The sequence below is a fragment of the Rhizobium sp. UGM030330-04 genome (assembly GCF_003208455.1).
Lineage (GTDB): Bacteria > Pseudomonadota > Alphaproteobacteria > Rhizobiales > Rhizobiaceae > Agrobacterium > Agrobacterium rhizogenes_A.
Window position 1 is genome coordinate 364,182 of the sequence record NZ_QKML01000001.1, and the last position, 14,163, is coordinate 378,344.

Annotated in this window: 14 protein-coding genes; 12 read left to right on the forward strand and 2 right to left on the reverse strand. The window is 59.7% G+C overall.

What is annotated here, in order from left to right; genetic code table 11:
* Window positions 1-33 precede the first annotated feature (33 nt).
* The 12 genes from queG to guaA all read left to right on the forward strand — a co-directional run bounded on the left by queG (window position 34) and on the right by guaA (window position 12,778).
* A complete protein-coding gene (gene queG / locus N434_RS01805; protein ID WP_110755682.1) occupies window positions 34-1,185 on the forward strand; it encodes a tRNA epoxyqueuosine(34) reductase QueG in 1,152 nt (383 codons plus the stop codon).
* A 3-nt stretch (window positions 1,186-1,188) separates the two neighbouring features.
* Window positions 1,189-2,061 (forward strand): SDR family oxidoreductase, encoded by an 873-nt coding sequence (locus N434_RS01810; RefSeq protein ID WP_110755683.1) that lies wholly within the window; start codon window positions 1,189-1,191, stop codon window positions 2,059-2,061.
* Window positions 2,062-2,488: 427 nt separating this feature from the next.
* Window positions 2,489-2,857: a septal ring lytic transglycosylase RlpA family protein gene (locus tag N434_RS01815; protein ID WP_065114667.1), complete on the forward strand. Its 369-nt coding sequence runs from the start codon at window positions 2,489-2,491 to the stop codon at window positions 2,855-2,857.
* A 61-nt stretch (window positions 2,858-2,918) separates the two neighbouring features.
* Entirely contained in the window at window positions 2,919-4,208 is a 1,290-nt protein-coding gene (locus N434_RS01820; protein ID WP_065114666.1) for an RsmB/NOP family class I SAM-dependent RNA methyltransferase, read from the forward strand.
* Window positions 4,209-4,363: 155 nt separating this feature from the next.
* Window positions 4,364-5,641, forward strand: coding sequence for an imelysin family protein (locus N434_RS01825; RefSeq protein WP_065114665.1), 1,278 nt, complete (start codon window positions 4,364-4,366; stop codon window positions 5,639-5,641).
* A gap of 58 nt (window positions 5,642-5,699) precedes the next feature.
* Window positions 5,700-7,223, forward strand: coding sequence for a di-heme oxidoreductase family protein (locus N434_RS01830; RefSeq protein ID WP_110755684.1), 1,524 nt, complete (start codon window positions 5,700-5,702; stop codon window positions 7,221-7,223).
* Window positions 7,223-8,344: an imelysin family protein gene (locus N434_RS01835; protein WP_110755686.1), complete on the forward strand. Its 1,122-nt coding sequence runs from the start codon at window positions 7,223-7,225 to the stop codon at window positions 8,342-8,344. The genes N434_RS01830 and N434_RS01835 overlap by 1 nt, the downstream gene beginning before the upstream one ends.
* Before the next feature lie 4 nt (window positions 8,345-8,348).
* Window positions 8,349-9,443 carry a DUF1513 domain-containing protein gene (locus tag N434_RS01840; protein ID WP_110755688.1) on the forward strand — a complete coding sequence of 365 codons (1,095 nt, stop codon included), beginning with the start codon at window positions 8,349-8,351 and terminating at the stop codon, window positions 9,441-9,443.
* A gap of 51 nt (window positions 9,444-9,494) precedes the next feature.
* Entirely contained in the window at window positions 9,495-9,947 is a 453-nt protein-coding gene (locus tag N434_RS01845) for a TspO/MBR family protein (RefSeq protein WP_110755690.1), read from the forward strand.
* A gap of 85 nt (window positions 9,948-10,032) precedes the next feature.
* A complete protein-coding gene (locus N434_RS01850) occupies window positions 10,033-10,482 on the forward strand; it encodes a PaaI family thioesterase (protein WP_065114661.1) in 450 nt (149 codons plus the stop codon).
* Window positions 10,479-11,117 carry a 5'-methylthioadenosine/S-adenosylhomocysteine nucleosidase gene (locus N434_RS01855; RefSeq protein WP_110755691.1) on the forward strand — a complete coding sequence of 213 codons (639 nt, stop codon included), beginning with the start codon at window positions 10,479-10,481 and terminating at the stop codon, window positions 11,115-11,117. The genes N434_RS01850 and N434_RS01855 overlap by 4 nt, the downstream gene beginning before the upstream one ends.
* An 83-nt stretch (window positions 11,118-11,200) precedes the next feature.
* Complete coding sequence (gene guaA, locus N434_RS01860; protein ID WP_110755693.1) at window positions 11,201-12,778, forward strand: glutamine-hydrolyzing GMP synthase; 1,578 nt, start codon at window positions 11,201-11,203, stop codon at window positions 12,776-12,778.
* 73 nt (window positions 12,779-12,851) lie between these two features.
* On the opposite strand, the gene N434_RS01865 is transcribed toward guaA, so the two are convergent.
* Together N434_RS01865 and N434_RS01870 are read right to left on the reverse strand one after the other, a co-directional pair.
* A complete protein-coding gene (locus N434_RS01865; RefSeq protein WP_110755695.1) occupies window positions 12,852-13,340 on the reverse strand; it encodes a hypothetical protein in 489 nt (162 codons plus the stop codon).
* A 142-nt stretch (window positions 13,341-13,482) separates the two neighbouring features.
* Window positions 13,483-14,061, reverse strand: coding sequence for a TetR/AcrR family transcriptional regulator (locus tag N434_RS01870; RefSeq protein WP_110755957.1), 579 nt, complete (start codon window positions 14,059-14,061; stop codon window positions 13,483-13,485).
* Window positions 14,062-14,163 lie beyond the last annotated feature (102 nt).

The window sequence follows — 14,163 nt, forward strand, 5'->3', positions numbered from 1 at the left end:
TATGTCGCAGAATAATCCTCGGGAGAAACGACCATCGACGTCGCCACCGACAAGCAGCGGATACGCGCGCGCAAGCTGACGGATTTCGTCCGCCAGGAAGCGCTTTCGCTTGGCTTCGATCTTTGCCGCATCACCGCACCGGACAGTATTCCGCTGGCGCCGGAGCGGCTGAGACTGTTTCTCGACAGCGGTTACCACGGCACAATGGCGTGGATGGAGGAAACGGAAGCCCGCCGGGCGGAGCCGAAAACGCTGTGGGGCGATGTGCGCTCCATCGTCATGTTCGGCCTCAATTATGGCCCGGAGGAAGACCCGCGCGCCCTGCTTTCCAAACCGGACAAGGCGGCCATTTCGGTCTATGCCCGCAATCGCGATTATCACGACATTATCAAGGGGCGGCTGAAGGAAATCGCCACCCGTTTTGCGGCACGTGCCGGCGAGGACGTGAAGGTCTTTGTCGATACCGCACCGGTGATGGAAAAGCCGCTCGCCGCCGCCGCAGGGCTTGGCTGGCAGGGCAAGCATACCAATCTCGTCAGCCGCACATATGGCTCCTGGCTGTTTCTCGGCAGCATGTTCACCACCGCCGAGCTCTGTCTCGATGAGGCGGAGAAGGACCATTGCGGCTCCTGCCGCGCCTGTCTCGATGCCTGTCCCACCGCGGCTTTTCCCGCGCCCTATCAGCTGGATGCGCGCCGCTGCATCTCCTATCTCACCATCGAACACAAAGGACCGATCCCGCACGAATTCCGGCCGATGATCGGCAACCGCATCTATGGCTGCGATGATTGCCTTGCCGCCTGTCCGTGGAACAAATTCGCGGCCAGCGCCTCCGAGATGAAGTTGCAGGCGCGTGAGGATTTGAAGGAGCCCTCCATCGCCTTCCTGCTGACGCTGGACGACACCGCCTTTCGCAGCTTCTTCAGCGGCTCGCCCGTCAAACGCATCGGCCGCAATCGTTTTGTCCGCAATGTGCTGATCGCGGCGGGCAACTCCGCAGACCGCCAATTTATGGAACAATGCAAGACGCTTGCCGAAACCGACCCTTCGCCGGAAGTGCGTGGCATGGCGGCATGGGCTTTGTCACGGCTTATGGACAGGGAAGAATTCCGTACATACTCTGCCGGCCGCGCCCCGGAACATGATCCGGAGGTGGAAATGGAATGGCAACAGGCAGAGGCGTGAAACATGCAGGTGATGATTTTTGGCGCGGGATATTCGGGTAAAGCCATCGCCAACGCGCTGAAAACCGAGGCTGGTACTATTTCCGGTACAACGCGTAGTGAAGACAAGTTCCCGGACCTCACTGCCGCAGGCATGGCACCGTTCCTTTTCGACGGTGTTCATCTCAATGACGATCTCATCGCAGCGATGGGCAATGTCACACATCTCGTCCAGTCCATCGCGCCCGGCAGGCCAGGCGATCCGCTGCTGGCGCTGCTGGGCGACGATCCGAAACGCTTCCTGCCGAAGCTGGAATGGATGGCTTATCTCTCCACCGTCGGCGTTTATGGCGACCATAACGGCGCGTGGGTGGATGAAAAAAGCCCCTGCCGCCCGGTCTCCACCCGTTCCGTGGAGCGGGTCGCCGCTGAAACTGCCTGGGCGGCCATTGCCGAAAAAGCAAATGTGCCGCTTTCCATCCTGCGCCTGTCGGGAATTTATGGCCCGGGACGCAACGCCTTCATGAATTTCGAGAAGGGAACGGCACGGCGGCTGGTGAAGAAGGACCAGGTCTTCAATCGCATCCGCGTCGAGGATATCGGTGCCGCACTTGCTTTTCTGGCACGGAAGAATGAACGCGGCATCTTCAACGTGACCGATGACCAACCCTGCCCGCCGCAGGATGTGGTGAGCTTCGCCGCCACGCTGATGGACGTGGAACCGCCGCCCGAACAGGCATTCGAAACCGCCGACCTGACGCCGATGGCACGCTCCTTCTACGGTGAGAACAAGCGCGTTTCCAATGCCAGGATACGCGGCCTCGGTTTCGATTTCCGTTTTCCGGAGTACAGATCCTCCCTGAAACACCTGTGGGAAACCGGCCTCTGGCGAGGCTGAAAACCAACCAGCCGAAAGCGATGAAAAATCCTTCCAAAGCCGTTTTCGCGGATGGTTTTCGTCGCATTTCGGTCAATTAGGATTTTATTAACCAAACAAAATTGGCTAAAATCGTAGTGATTAGAAAAATATTTCACTCACATTTCGTGAAGTGGATTCACGAAGCCGTGACTTGCAACAACATTCCGATTGCGCGTTGATTCTGCGGTATTTTTTCCATTTCCGCAGCAGGGCGCCACAAGGACGTCTTTCCGGCTAATAATCACGAATATTACAGGCTGTAACAGTTCGTGATTTGAGCTCAGCTTTTTTTCGCCATTTTTCCCTCGCCCTACAATCTCGCATCAAAAGGCGTTCAGACCAGTCAATGGTCGTTTAGCAAGGGCACAATCAATCGGCGCGGGGCCGATTTTCAGGGAAGCACAGTTTGTTGAATATCCGTCGTATAACTTTCACCGCTGCAACTATAGCCGCCTGTTCCATCATCGCGCCTCTTCAGGCGAATGCGGCAAATGGTTGTGGAGGCGCATCGTGGTATGCGTTGACCTCCAAGACTGCTTCGGGCGAGCGTATGAACGCCGCCAACCTGACCGCCGCTCACCGCTCCTTGCGGTTCGGCACCAAGGTCAAGGTCACCAATGCGCGCAACGGCAAGGCCGTGATTGTCCGCATCAATGACCGCGGTCCGTTCATCAAGGGCCGCGTTCTCGATCTTTCCAAGGCTGCCGCCAAAAACATCGGCATGATCAATTCCGGCACCGCCAAGGTTTGCTACGAGGTCGTCAAGGCCGATTGAGCCTTGCCCTCGCCGCCATTCGCGTCTACCTACCGGGCTTATCAGCAAAATGAGGTAGACAATGCGTTTGGGCGGGCGTTTGGCCGGAGCAATCGAAGTATTGGCGGATATTGAGGGACGCAGGCGTCCCGTCGCCGATGCTCTGAAGGATTGGGGCCTTGCCCATCGTTTTGCGGGTTCCGGCGACAGGGCCGCAATCGGCAACATCGTCTATGACGCGTTGCGCATGAAACTGTCGCACGCCTGGCTGATGGATGACGACAGCGCCGCCTCGCTTGGTTATGCCGTGCTGCTGCGGCAATGGGGCAAAAGCTTTTCGGAACTGGCGGCGGAATTCGATGGCGACAAGTTCGCTCCCCCCGCACCTGATGCGGAAAGGCAGCAGGCGTTTCTCTCCCGTTCCCTCGGTGATGCACCGGCCCATATTCAGGGCGATATTCCCGAATGGGTGCAGGCTTCCTTCGAAGCGGCATTCGGAGAGCGTTGGCTCGCCGAGGCACAGGCGCTGAACGAGCGGCCGACCCTCGACCTGCGCGCCAACACGCTGAAGGCAACCCGCGAAAAAGTCTTGAAGGCGCTTGAGGAAAGCGGCGCGGAAGCCACCCGGATCGCCCGGCAGGGTGTGCGTATCCCCGCCGGTGAAGGCCCTTCCCGCCTGCCGAATGTGACCGCCGAACTCTCCTTCCAGAAGGGCTGGTTCGAGGTACAGGACGAGGGTTCGCAGATCGTTGCCGATCTCGCCGGCGCGCATGAGGGCGAGCAGATCCTCGATTATTGCGCCGGTGGCGGCGGCAAGACGCTGGCCATGGCCGCCAGCATGAACAACAAGGGTCAGGTCCACGCCTTCGATGCCGACCGCAAGCGTCTCGCGCCGATCATCGAGCGGCTGAAGCGGGCCGGTACGCGCAATGTGCAGGTTCATGACCGCACAGCGGGCCTTACGCCATTTCAGGAAAAATTCGACCGCGTTCTGGTCGACGCGCCCTGCACCGGCACCGGAACATGGCGGCGGCGCCCCGACACCAAATGGCGGCTGACGGCACGCAATCTGGAAGAGCGCGTGCAGCAGCAGGGCGAAGCGCTTTCACAGGCCAAAGGTTTCGTGCGCCCGGGCGGCGAACTGCTTTATGTCACCTGTTCCGTTCTGCCTGAAGAAAACGAACAGCAGGTCCGGCGTTTCTGCGAGGAAAATCCCGAATTTGTCATCGGTTCTGCTCTGGAGCGCTGGCAGACGACTTTCGGTGCAAATGCGAACAAACCGCATTCCTCTGACGGAAAGACAGTGACGCTGACGCCTGCAACCACAGATACGGACGGTTTCTTCTTCTGCTTGATGAAACGCAAAGCATAAAAGCCGTTTTGCACGCAGCGATTTTACTTGCGAAATACCACACGGGCTTGTTTCAAAGCATTCTAAACTAGAATGTTTGACACAAGTTTGTGATTGGGTCAGAACTCGCTGGCCGCAGCGTGAAGTCTGTTCACGTCTGCCCAAGGAGAGGGATCATGATCCGCAAAACCATTCTCAGCGCGTCTTTCGCGCTTCTTGCCGCATCGGCGGCTTTCACCGCGCTTCCTGCACAGGCCGCCACTGACGCGGCTGCCGTCGTCAAGCATTACGCCGATGTCGCGCATGCGAAATACGAGGATTCGCTGACCACGGCGAAGGTGCTGGACAAGGCGATCGACGCATTGATCGCAACACCGAGCGAAGAAACACTGAAGGCCGCCCGCGAAGCCTGGATCAAGGCGCGTGTTCCCTATCAGCAGTCGGAAGTCTACCGTTTCGGCAACCCGATCGTTGACGATTGGGAGGGCAAGGTGAACGCCTGGCCTCTGGATGAGGGCCTGATTGACTACGTCGACGCCTCCTATGGCACGGAGAGCGACGAGAACGAACTTTATGTCGCAAACATCATCGCCAATCCGAAGATCAAGATCAGTGGTGAAGAGGTCGACGCCTCCAAGATCACCCCTGAACTGATCGAGAGCCTGCACGAGGCGGGTGATGTCGAAGCCAATGTGACCACCGGTTACCACGCCATCGAATTCCTGCTCTGGGGCCAGGATCTGAACGGCACCGGACCGGGCGCGGGCAACCGTCCCTATACCGACTACGACAAGGCAAAATGCACCAATGGCAATTGCGACCGTCGCGCCGATTACCTGAAATCCGCCTCCACCCTGCTGATCAAGGATCTTCAGGAAATGGTGGACGCCTGGGCGCCGGAAGGCGAAGCCACGAAGACGGTGGAAGCCGATCCGAAAGCGGGCCTCACCGCCATTCTCACCGGCATGGGTTCGCTTTCCTATGGTGAGCTGGCCGGCGAGCGCATGAAGCTTGGCCTTCTGCTGCACGATCCGGAAGAGGAGCATGATTGCTTCTCCGACAACACCTATAATTCGCATCTGAACGACGCGATCGGCATCGCTTCGGCCTATACAGGTGAATATACCCGCGTGGACGGCACGAAGATGACCGGCGCCTCGCTGGCGGAACTGGTCGGCGCCAAGGATAAGGCGCTGAACGACGAAATGACGGCGAAGCTGAACAAGACGCTCGACGCCATGCATGTGATGGAGAAGCGCGCCCAGACCGTTGAAGCCTATGACCAGATGATCGGCGAAGGCAACAAGGAAGGCAATGCCGTGGTTCAGGCGGCCATCGACGGCCTCATCGACCAGACGAAGACCGTTGAACGCGTCATCGCCGCACTCGATCTCGGCAAGATCGATCTCGAGGGCTCTGACAGCCTCGATAACCCGAACGCCGTCTTCAAATAAGCGGCAAGACGGGCCGCAATGCACTGCGGCCCGTTTCTCCCATGCGCTCCTGATTTCCATGGAATTGTCACTGCTGCCGATCCGCAAGCCGTTTTTCTTCGCCGGGGCAGCCTGTCTTCTGGCATCGGCAACGCTTGCCGCGCCGTTGCGTGATGATCTGACGGAGAAAGACCGCAGCCGTGTTGAGGCCGTGACCGCGCCAACGACGGATTTTACGAAACCGGAGCCCTTCGAGGCCATGTCCGGTGGCGCGACAACCAGCGCCAACAAACCCGACAGCGGCGCATTTTCGCATCCTTCCGCCACCATGCCTTTCGAGCGGAAGCAGGATTTCAAGCTCGGCAACGCGCTGTTCCAGAAGCTCTGGGTTTCCTCTCCCTCCTCCACCCAGGCATCGGACGGGCTGGGGCCGCTTTATAATGCCCGGTCCTGCCAGACCTGTCATGTGAAGGACGGCAGGGGCCGCCCGCCTCTTGCCGGGGAAGACGCGGTTTCCCTGTTTCTGCGGCTGGCGCGACCGGCTCGCAACGAGGCGGAACGTGCCGCGATTGCGCGCCATGAGGTATTGAATTTTCCCGACGAGGCCTATGGCCGGCAATTGCAGAATCTTGCCATCCCCGGCCTTGCCGCCGAGGGCACACCAGTTATCACCTACACTGAAACGCCGGTGCGCCTCTCCGATGGAGAGGTAGTGATGCTGCGCAAGCCCACCTATGCCGTAGCGGACCTCAACTACGGCCCGCTCGGCACCGACACGACACTTTCGGCGCGGATCGCCATGCCCACGCTCGGGCTTGGCCTGATCGAGGCGATCAGCGAAGCCGATATTCTGGCAAAAGCCGACCCTGATGACAAAAATGGCGATGGTATTGCCGGGCGTCCGGCATGGGTCAGGGATCATCGCACCGGCGAGGTGAAACTCGGACGGTTCGGCTGGAAAGCCCAGAATGCAAGCGTGCGCGATCAGAGCGCCAGCGCCTTTTCCCACGATATCGGCATCTCCACACCGGATGCACCGAATGCCTACGGCGATTGCACCGATGCCCAGAAGGACTGTCTGGCCATGCCGACCGGCGTGCAGCCCCGGCTGGGGCCGGTGGAAGCCCCTGACCCGGTTCTCGATCTGGTGACCTTCTACACCGAAAACCTCGCCGTGCCGCAGCGGCGCAATGCCGGTGATGCGACCGTTCTGCAGGGCAAGCAGCTGTTTTACACCTCCGGCTGCACGGCCTGCCACACGCCGAAATTCGTCACCCGCCGCGATGCCAGCGACCCGATGCATTCTTTTCAGCTGATCTGGCCCTATTCGGATTTCCTCTTGCATGACATGGGAGAGGCGCTTGCCGATGGCCAGCAGGTGGGTGAGGCGAATGGGCGGCAGTGGCGCACCCAGCCGCTCTGGGGCATCGGCCTGACGCAGAGCATCAATGGCAACGGTTTTTACCTGCATGACGGGCGCGCGCGCAGCCTGACGGAAGCGATATTGTGGCACGGTGGTGAAGGGCAAAAAGCGCGCGATGCCTTTGCCGTCTTGCAAAAATCCGACCGGCAGGCTTTGCTGACTTTTCTGGAGTCCCTTTGATGAAAAATGCCATGCAAAAAATATCCGGCCTCGTTTCCGTGCTGCTGCTTTTGACCAATCAGCCGGCGATGGCACAGGATGTGGAACTGATGCCACCGCCGCCGCTCGACCCCGCACAGGTGCGGAGCGTTATGGAAAAGGCGGTGAACGGCTTCATTCGCCCCGGTTATGACCACTTCCGGCAATCCGCAGACAGGCTGGAAGGCAGCATGAAGGCCTTCTGCGCCGCGCCCTCCAAAACAACGGATGAGGCGGCCAAGGCGGCCTTTGCCGATACCGTGGCGAACTGGTCGACCATCGAGATCGTGCGGGTCGGTCCTGTCATCGAGCAGAACCGTTTCGAAAGGGTGCTTTATTACCCCGACAAAAAAGGCCTCGGACTGAAGCAGGTGCAGCGTTACCTCTCCGAAAAGGATGAAAGCGTCACCAACGCCGACGGCCTGAAGGGCAAGAGCGTCGCGGCACAGGGGCTTGGCGCGCTGGAATTCGTGCTTTACGGCACTGGCGCGGAGGAATTGCTCGAGAAGAAGGGCGATTTCCGCTGCCGCTACGGTGCAGCCATCGCCGGCAATATCGCCAATGTGGCGGCCGAGCTTTCCGACAGCTGGAACGCCCCTGGCGGGGCGCAGAAAAACTGGACCCAGCCGGGGCCGGACAATCCCGTCTTTCGAGACGAGCGCGAGGCCCTGGTTGCCCTGCTCGGCATTCTCGTGCATGGCTCAGAGGCGATCCGTGACCAGCGGATCGAGACCTTCTACAAGGGGCCGGACAAGGCGCGTTTTCCCCGCACCGCCATTTACTGGCGCTCCGGCCTGACCTGGAAAAGCATCTCGGCAAACATCAAGGCCGTTCAGACCCTGCTGCACACCGCCGATATGGTCGAACTCGTGCCACCCGACCAGCGCTCCATCGTCAATTCCATCGACTTCGTCGCCAAATCGATGATCCGCATTTCCGGAACAATCGATACGGACGTGGAGAAGGCACTGGACAAGGATGATCAGCGCGCCAAGGTCGATTATCTGCTGCTCAACGGCAAAGACCTGATCTATCGCCTCAATGACCAATATGGCGGCGCCATCGGCCTCAGCTCCGGCTTTTCCTTCGCCGACGGGGACTGAACCGATGATATCAGGCACCGAGCGGACGCTGATAGATCGCCGCAGCTTCATCAGGGCAGCGGGTATTCCCTTTCTTGCTGCGCTCGCTCCCCGTTCACTTTATGCGCTGGAACGGGCAGACGCGGTCTTTGCCTCCGCCTTCCGCGCCCGTGACGGCTCCTATGGCATTGCGACGGTGAGCGAACGCGGCGAGATCATCGACCGCGTTGCGCTTCCCGCCCGCGCCCATGGAATGGCGACGAGCCACGCGACCGGCATGACGGTGGCCTTCGCGCGCCGGCCCGGCACCTTCTTCATGGCCTTCGATCCCGCGCGGCACCGCGAGCCGATCGTGATGCACACGCCGGAGAACCGCCATTTTTATGGCCACGGGCAATTTTCGCCCGATGGCGCAATTCTCTATGCCAGCGAAAACGACTTCGACGGCAATCGCGGTGTTATCGGGTTGTACGACGCCAAAAACGGATTTACCCGCATCGGTGAATATGACGCGCACGGCATCGGTACGCATGACATGACGGTGAGCGATGACGGGCGGCTGATCGTGATCGCCAATGGCGGCATCGAAACCCATCCGGATTTCGGCCGCACCAAACTCAACATCGACAGCATGCAGCCGTCTCTCGTGCTTCTGGACGCCGCAACCGGGCAGTTGATTCAGAAACATACGATGCCGGACCGGCTGCGGCAGCTTTCCACCCGCCATGTCGATCTTGGCGATGACGGCCGCATCTGGTTCGCCTGCCAATATGAGGGGCCGCGCAACGATCTGCCGCCGCTGGTCGGCCATTTCGCCAGGGGCGAGGATGTGGCTTTCGTCGATCTGCCGGAGGAAACGACGGTGCGCCTTGCCAATTATGTCGGGGCCATCGCCGTCAATCGGCGCGAGGGACTGGTGGGCCTGACCTCACCCAATGGCAATGCCGCCGTGACACTGGATGCGAAAACCGGGCGGGTGGTTTCAGAGGTAAGCGTGCGCGAAGCAGCGGGCGTTGCCCCCGCCGCCAAGGGCATTGCGGTTTCTTCCTATGACGGATTTTTCGAGGCGCTGCGCAGCGACGTGGCATGGGACCAGCATATCGTGCGTATCTCCAGCTAAAATACTGAAAAGGCACGGGAACAAAAGTCCGGCAGGCGCATTTGATGCGTCATGAAAAACCTGACCGTGTACGTTGTTTTTGTGGTTGTCGTTGTTGCCATCGGGGCGCTGATCGGCGTCAACAATGTGCCGGGCGAATGGTATCAGTCGCTGCAGAAACCATTCTTCAATCCGCCCAACTGGATCTTCGGCCCGGTCTGGACCATGCTTTACGTGCTGATCGGTATCGCCGGCGCACGCACATGGATCAGCAAGCGGATGGGAACGCGCATGCGCCTCTGGTTTACCCAGATGGTGCTGAATTTCCTGTGGTCGCCGATCTTTTTCGGCATGCAGAGCCCGGCGAGTGCCCTGATCATCATCATTCCGATGCTGGTGTGCATTTTGGCGTTCATAGCCCTTACCTATCGCCGTGACCGCATATCCATGTGGCTTTTCGTGCCCTATGCGTTGTGGGTTGCCTTTGCCACGGTGCTGAATGCAAGCATCGGCATGCTGAATTAAGTGTTTTCGCCGCACCGCCCTTGCCTTGCCCGCCGCCACGCGCCATGTCAGTTTGCGGTGGAGACTTAAAGCAGGCAGGTAGGCCATGGAGATCACGGATCCCGGCGATTTTCGTCAGCGGATAGAAAGAAGCTTTGCGCGACAGGGCGTGGTGCAGGCCATCGATGCTGAGATCAGCCGCATCGAACATCGGCTGGTGGAAATCGAACTCCCCTTCCATGAAAAGCTGACGCAGCAGCATGGCATATTGCATGCCGGTGTCATCGCCGCCGGTCTGGATACGGCCTGTACCTATGCCGCCTATACGATCATCGAACCGGAAGCTTCGCTTTTGACCATCGAGTTCAAGGTCAATCTCATGTCGCCGGGCCGCGGTGAGCGGTTCCTGTTTCGCGGCGAAATCATCAAACCCGGCAACAACCTGATCGTCGCCGATGGCCGCGCCTATGCGCTAGCCGACGGGCCGGCAAAACTGATCGCCTCCATGACGGGTACGATGATGGTGGTGAAGGGTCGCGAGGATATTACCGGATGAGCTACCGGCTTTTGCATGTTGCGGATAAATCCGTTCTTTTCGTCATGGCGGCCTCGGCCGAATATGGTCCTCACCTGCAGGCAAGAATTGCCCCCCTCATGATCGGCGTCGGCCCGGTTGAGGCGGCGATTTCGGTGACGGCGGTTCTTGCCGGTCTCGATGCGGCGGATCATCTGCCTGATCTCGTCGTTTCACTCGGCTCAGCCGGCTCGCGCACACTGGAACAGACTGGCATCTATCAGGCGATTTCGGTGTCCTATCGCGACATGGACGCCTCGCCCTTCGGTTTTGAAAAGGGGCGCACGCCGTTTCTAGACCTGCCGGCCGAGGTGGCGCTCCCCTTCCGCATACCCGATATTGCCGAGGCGCGGCTTTCCACCGGCGGCAACGTGGTTTCTGGCGCGGCCTATGGCTCGATCGATGCCGATATGGTGGAAATGGAGACATTTGCCGTTTTGAGAGCCTGCCAGCGTTTCGGTGTGCCGCTCATCGGCCTGCGCGGTATTTCCGATGGCAAGGCGGATGTGAACCACGTGGACGACTGGACGGAGTATCTGCATATCATCGACGAAAAGCTGGCAGATGCCATCGACCGGCTTTGCCGCGCCATTGAGGAGGGCGTGATCGCCCTTTGAAACCGTGCGATTTTCGCGATTTTCTGCTGGTTGATGCCCGCTTGCGGGTTGCCTAAAGCCGCCATTTTCTTTAAAGGCTCGCCATGACCCAGATAGCCCATCCCGACAGCATTCTCATCATCGATTTCGGCAGCCAGGTGACGCAGCTCATTGCGCGCCGCATCCGCGAAGCCGGGGTCTATTGCGAAATCCATCCGTTCCAGAATGCCGCAGAGGCGTTCGAGAAGCTGCAGCCCAAGGGCGTGATCTTCTCCGGCGGCCCCGCATCCGTGACAGCGGAAGGCAGCCCGCGCGCACCGCAGGCGGTGTTCGACAGCAAGGTTCCGATCCTCGGCATCTGCTACGGCCAGCAGACGCTCTGCACGCAGCTCGGCGGCGTGGTCGAAGGTGGCCATGCGGCGGAATTCGGCCGTGCCGATATCGACATCAAAAAGGCAAGCCCGCTGTTCGACGGCTTCTGGGAACAGGGCAAGAGCTATCCGGTGTGGATGAGCCATGGCGACCGCGTGACGAAGCTGCCGGAAGGTTTCGAGGTCATCGCGACCTCCGAGAACGCACCTTTCGCCATCGCAGCCGACGAGGCGCGCCACTATTACACCACCATGTTCCACCCGGAAGTGGTGCACACGCCTGACGGCGGCAAGCTGCTGTCCAACTTCGTGCACAAGATCGTCGGCTTGAAATCCGACTGGACGATGGCGGCCTATCGCGCCGAGATGATCCGCAAGATCCGCGATCAGGTCGGCACCGGCCGCGTGCTCTGCGCACTCTCCGGCGGCGTCGATTCCTCGGTTGCGGCCATCCTCATCCATGAAGCGATCGGCGACCAGCTGACCTGCGTTTACGTCGATCACGGCCTGATGCGGCTTGGCGAAAGCGAGCAGGTGGTCGGCATGTTCCGCGACCATTACAATATTCCGCTTGTTCATGTGGACGCCGCCGATCTGTTCCTCGGCGAACTCTCGGGCGTTTCCGATCCGGAAGCAAAGCGCAAGACCATCGGTCGTCTGTTCATCGAAGTCTTCGAGGCCGAAGCGGCCAAGATCGCTGCCGATGGCAAAGGCGCACCGAAGTTCCTGGCGCAGGGCACGCTTTACCCTGACGTCATCGAAAGCGTTTCCTTCTCCGGTGGCCCGTCGGTCACCATCAAGAGCCACCACAATGTCGGCGGTCTTCCCGAGCGCATGAACATGCAGCTCGTTGAGCCGCTGCGTGAGCTTTTCAAGGACGAAGTCCGCGCGCTTGGCCGCGAACTCGGCCTGCCGGAAAGCTTCATCGGCCGCCATCCCTTCCCCGGCCCGGGTCTGGCGATCCGCTGCCCCGGCGCGATCACCCGCGAGAAGCTCGATATTCTGCGCAAGGCGGATGCGATCTATCTCGACGAAATCCGCAAGGCCGGTCTCTATGACACCATCTGGCAGGCTTTTGCCGTGCTGCTGCCGGTTCAGACCGTCGGCGTCATGGGCGACTACCGCACCTATGACTTCGTTTGCGCGCTGCGCGCGGTGACGTCGGTGGATGGCATGACGGCGGATTTCTATCCCTACGACATGAACTTCCTTGGCCGTGCGGCAACCCGCATCATCAATGAAGTGCGCGGTATCAACCGTGTCGTCTACGACGTAACCAGCAAGCCGCCGGGCACGATCGAGTGGGAATAAAGGCTGAATCGACACAGTGCGTTGCCATGACAACGGCACTGTGTCGGACGCCGCATAAACGATGACGCCGCGACTAGTTCGCGGCGTTTCTGTTTTGCCGCGTGAGGTAGATCATCTGGGCAGCCAAGCCGACCACGAGGATCGCCAGCAATCCCGCCTGAACGCCGAGAAGCAGCGGCGATTGCAAATCGGTGACAAAGGGATGACCATCCGGAACACGGCGCAGGGTCTCGGTGGCCGTCGGCACCATCAGGAGAAACGCGCTGACACTGAGACAGATGGTTTCAACATATCTGGCGATGCGCGTTGAGCCGAGAAAGCGCTCAATTCCGTAACCTGCGAACAGGAACAGGATGGTCAGCGCGCCAATGGCGTAGCTGACCGGCTGATGCGCCACCAGGAAGGCCGTCGCGGCGCCAATCAGCATGGACACAAAATAGATTGCACCCGGCCTGGATCGGGGAACGATTCGACCGTAACGGACAAACATGTAGGCGGCCACGGGAATGGCCGGCAGGCTGCCGAGTGTGTGGACCCAGCCAAGCGGAGAAATTCCGAACATGAGAGATTGCCTTTCTCTTCCACAAGGACGGGGCGGCCCGGGAAGCAGACTGTTGAAGACTGATCTGGAAACGTAGTGCTGTCTGTTTACTGGATCGGGATGTCGCTCACGTCATCATTCACCTCCCCGGCGACGTTCCACCTCAAGCGGTGATGCGCTCCAGCATGGGCCGGGTTATCGCGCCAAAGGTCGTGGTATTGCCGTGCGCGCGGGCTGAAAGCATTGCGCCGTGTACGGTGGCCATAAACATTTCAGCGTTGGCTCGCGCTGTTCCGGTCAACACGAGGCGCCCTTGGGCAGCCCCGCGTTCCAGCACGGCGGTGAGCCAGTCCGAGAGGCTTTGAAAATGCGCACGCACTTCAAGAACCACAGATTCGGGAAGGACCGGTATTTCAGCGGCGAGCAGAGCGCAGACGCAGAAAGGATGGGTCGCCTCGGCGATACAACCCTCCCAATAACCGACATAGGCGCGAAGCTGTTCAAGCGGATCGGAGATGTTTCGCTCCAGCTCGGCGATACCGGCTTCAGCCTCCTGCCTGTATTGCTCGACCAGTTTGCGGACCAGATCCGATTTGCTGGGGAAATGGTGGTGAATGCTCGCATTGCGAATGCCGACAACGCTGGAAATATCCGCGTAGCTGAAACTGTTATAGCCGCCCCTGATAATCAGGGTGCGCGCGCAACGAAGAATATCATCAGCCTTGGTCTGTGGATTTTTCATATCCATTACCTACCAACTAGTAGGTAGTTTGTCAATCTACCGCGTCAGGCGGTTATCTCTGCTGCCCAAAAGCGGTATCGAAACAACGTTGGCGATCCGGTG

What these genes read in the sequence shown, in the direction of transcription:
- N434_RS01810 (WP_110755683.1), top strand. Translation starts at nt 1,189, where the DNA reads ATGCAGGTGATGATTTTTGGCGCGGGATATTCGGGTAAAGCCATCGCC.
- N434_RS01820 (WP_065114666.1), top strand. Translation starts at nt 2,919, where the DNA reads ATGCGTTTGGGCGGGCGTTTGGCCGGAGCAATCGAAGTATTGGCGGAT.
- N434_RS01825 (WP_065114665.1), top strand. Translation starts at nt 4,364, where the DNA reads ATGATCCGCAAAACCATTCTCAGCGCGTCTTTCGCGCTTCTTGCCGCA.
- N434_RS01830 (WP_110755684.1), top strand. Translation starts at nt 5,700, where the DNA reads ATGGAATTGTCACTGCTGCCGATCCGCAAGCCGTTTTTCTTCGCCGGG.
- N434_RS01835 (WP_110755686.1), top strand. Translation starts at nt 7,223, where the DNA reads ATGAAAAATGCCATGCAAAAAATATCCGGCCTCGTTTCCGTGCTGCTG.
- N434_RS01840 (WP_110755688.1), top strand. Translation starts at nt 8,349, where the DNA reads ATGATATCAGGCACCGAGCGGACGCTGATAGATCGCCGCAGCTTCATC.
- N434_RS01845 (WP_110755690.1), top strand. Translation starts at nt 9,495, where the DNA reads ATGAAAAACCTGACCGTGTACGTTGTTTTTGTGGTTGTCGTTGTTGCC.
- N434_RS01850 (WP_065114661.1), top strand. Translation starts at nt 10,033, where the DNA reads ATGGAGATCACGGATCCCGGCGATTTTCGTCAGCGGATAGAAAGAAGC.
- N434_RS01855 (WP_110755691.1), top strand. Translation starts at nt 10,479, where the DNA reads ATGAGCTACCGGCTTTTGCATGTTGCGGATAAATCCGTTCTTTTCGTC.
- guaA (WP_110755693.1), top strand. Translation starts at nt 11,201, where the DNA reads ATGACCCAGATAGCCCATCCCGACAGCATTCTCATCATCGATTTCGGC.
- N434_RS01865 (WP_110755695.1), bottom strand. Translation starts at nt 13,340, where the DNA reads ATGTTCGGAATTTCTCCGCTTGGCTGGGTCCACACACTCGGCAGCCTG.
- N434_RS01870 (WP_110755957.1), bottom strand. Translation starts at nt 14,061, where the DNA reads ATGAAAAATCCACAGACCAAGGCTGATGATATTCTTCGTTGCGCGCGC.